General features: G+C 30.2%; 3 protein-coding genes. All 3 read left to right on the forward strand.

Going from position 1 to position 3,088, the window contains the following annotated elements; translation table 11 throughout:
- A partial coding sequence (locus RMN92_RS09380) for a glycosyl hydrolase 108 family protein (RefSeq protein ID WP_309609197.1) occupies positions 1 to 1,637 on the forward strand: 1,637 nt, incomplete at its 5' end.
- A 12-nt stretch (positions 1,638 to 1,649) separates the two neighbouring features.
- Entirely contained in the window at positions 1,650 to 2,585 is a 936-nt protein-coding gene (locus RMN92_RS09385) for a hypothetical protein (RefSeq protein WP_309609198.1), read from the forward strand.
- 300 nt (positions 2,586 to 2,885) lie between these two features.
- Positions 2,886 to 3,088: hypothetical protein (locus tag RMN92_RS09390; RefSeq protein ID WP_309609199.1), on the forward strand; the 203-nt coding region annotated here is incomplete at its 3' end.

Raw genomic sequence — 3,088 nt, forward strand, 5'->3', positions numbered from 1 at the left:
CTGAAAAGGAAACTTCGCTTATTGACCAAGCTATTGTAAAAATAAAAAATGCTACAGGCTGGGATAAAATAACAGTAGAGGGAATTACTAATGCGGTAGTCGATATGGTTACTCCTGATGAGATAATACCATCTTGTGAACAGAAATATTGTATTAAAAAAAAGGATCCGCCAAGCGAATTAATTCGAGAAATCAACATACGATTGGCAGGTTTTGGTGGGAATGTACCTACTGATGAATTTACTGATCGTACTGAAAAAATGGTGAAGCAGTTTCAGAAAGATTATATGAAAGTGGAGGAAACTGGGAAGGTTTGTGGGAATGTGTTGAAGGCGATTGATGATTTTTCAAGTAAGTTTGATATATCAGCTACACTTTGGGGACAATTGAAATGTAGTTGTGATACAAAAGGGAAACAAACCAGCAGTAAACTTAGAAAAATTAAGGAATTAAATAGTTGTAATGGATTTGGAGATCATACTGGTAAAGATACTTATAAAGCCACTCCTAATAACGAAGCTAATCATAATTATGAATATCCAGGAATCCATCGTTCATTATTATTTGGAATAAAAGCATTGCAGTTTTATTTTAGTGAGCAGACTGTTTACACCATGGATCATATAACTTCGGGATATAGATGTCGTTTTAAAAATTATAAAACAACAAATCATCAAGGTAAAGCTATAGATATACAATTTAGTAAAGGTGATTGGGAAATTAGATATGCTGTTAAAAAAAATCTAAAAGCATTGGAAGACATTAGAGATAGTTTTTACATAAAATATCTTGGTGCTCAAAAGAACTGGTCAGGAGAAAATCTTTTTTCAACTGAACCTATTGATTTATTATATTATCCTGATGGATCTTTAAGGTATGATCATACGTTTAGTTGGCTACATATTGATGTGAGACAGTTTGAAAGTAAATATCTTGAAGATAAATATTTCTGTAAAAATTCAACTGATTTAAACGATGAAAGTATTATTAAATTAGCAAAAAATGCAGGATTTGCAAAAACTTGCATGTGTATGCCATCAAAAGCATCTGTTAATAGCTCTCCAACAACTAAGTCTGCAACTACATGTGAAGATAAATTTAAAAAAGTTGCTCAAATTATTTTAAATCATGAAGGTGGTTATGTTAATCACCCAAGCGATAAAGGAGGACCTACTAACAAAGGAATAACGCAGGCAACATGGAATAAATTTGCAATGTCGGATGTTAACAAAGAACCAACTTTAGATAATTTAAAAACAATTACAGATGATGATGCTACTAAAATTTATTGGAAAAGATATTGGGAACCAAAGGGTTTCTGCAAAATTACTGACGAAAAGGTAAGTTTAATGATTTATGATTGGACAATAACATCCGGAGGTGCAATTAAACAAGTTCAAAAATTGTTGGTTAATGAGTTTGAAAAAGAGGTAAGTATTGATGGTGGAATTGGAAATCAAACTATCACCGCTATCAACAATATACAGGATCAAGATAAATTGTTAAAAAGATTAGGTGAAATTAGAAAAGAATATTATACTGATTTAACTTTTACAAAGGGTAAAAAGAACACACAAGACGTTTTCCTAAAAGGATGGCACAATAGAGTTGATGATTGCTTAAATTTTAAACCATAATCCAATAAAATTATGAAAATAACATTATTAAAATATTTAATTATATTTTTTACACTAACTAGTTGTAAAAACAACGAAACAAATGATAAAGTTCTTAGTAAAGAAGTAGATACGATTAGCAATCCCAAAGAAGAAGTTAAAATAAAAGAAAATATTTCCTTAGATGGCGAATGGGAATTTGTGTATAATCCCAACAACGATGATTTGCCAGACTTGGTGTTTACATTATCCGTTCAAAAAACAAATAGTAATGAATTTATAGCTCAATATTGTGCAATTGCTCAAAAAGGGAATAGAATAGATTGTTCAAATGACGAAGAATTTAATGTCAAAGGTGTAATAAATGGAAACAAAATTGAGGCAACATTTTATAGTTTTTTTGATAATAAAAAAATGAAAGGGAATGTTGAATTGATGTTATTAGATGATGACACTTTTCAATGGACAATTACAAAAAAACCTAGTTCTGAATTTTATGCCCCAACAAAATGTTTACTTAAAAAGAAAAAAGAGGCATCTGAAGTAAAAGAAGTAGCTACAAATAAAAGAAATAGCTTACCATTTGATTTTGACAAATATAATAATGTAAAGGATAAAAGTGGTTACGAAGTTTACAGCTCGGATGAATTATCTGAAATCGCAAAAATTATTAATGATCAAGTAAATGAATTTCCGGCTAGAATTTTTTTAATTGATAACGGAAACTTACCCTTTGAAACTTATGTTATAGAAACTGATGGAGATTCGATCACTCAAATTTTAGTCAATATAAAAGATAGTAAGGTTTTATCAAATGAAATAATTGGTTATGAATCAGATAATAATAACACTTTTATAATCAATAGAGATCTTTCAGTCAATATGTACAAAATTGATATTAACAATAATTCAAAAAGCGTAACCAAAACATTGCAAATAAAAAAAGATGGTAATATTGTAAAAATATGAGTATAATTTATATTTAGATAATTTCATACAATATAATGTCATTAAGGCTTATAGTATTCTTATTAAAAAAACGGCTCACAAGCCGTTTTGTTCTTTGAAATGAATTAAATGTAAAATATTACGGCGATTGCCCCAAATTGCAGCGGCAGCCCCGAGAAATTAAAAGCTATTTTTTCTTGGAGCAACAGAGCGACCAAAGGAAGCTCCTGTTGCGAGATAGAAAAAAAGCTTTTGATACGAGGGCTAGAGCGAAAAGTTGGAATAGGCACAAAAAATATAAAATTGTATTAGCAAACAATAATGCTATCGCCAGATATGATGACAAAAGCTGGCAAAAGTATGTTTGATGGCTCTGAACACGAATATTATTTGCTTGTTGAAGCAGATAAAAAGTACACAATTTCAAAAACTCAACCCGTAAGTACAGAGATAATATTGAGCAAAGGCGACCATAAAATTGCCAAAAAAGACCCTGTTCCTGAAAAGGAAACTTCGCTTATTGA

The organism is Flavobacterium sp., assembly GCF_031363805.1.
Lineage (GTDB): Bacteria > Bacteroidota > Bacteroidia > Flavobacteriales > Flavobacteriaceae > Flavobacterium.

What these genes read in the sequence shown, in the direction of transcription:
- RMN92_RS09385 (WP_309609198.1), top strand. Translation starts at nt 1,650, where the DNA reads ATGAAAATAACATTATTAAAATATTTAATTATATTTTTTACACTAACT.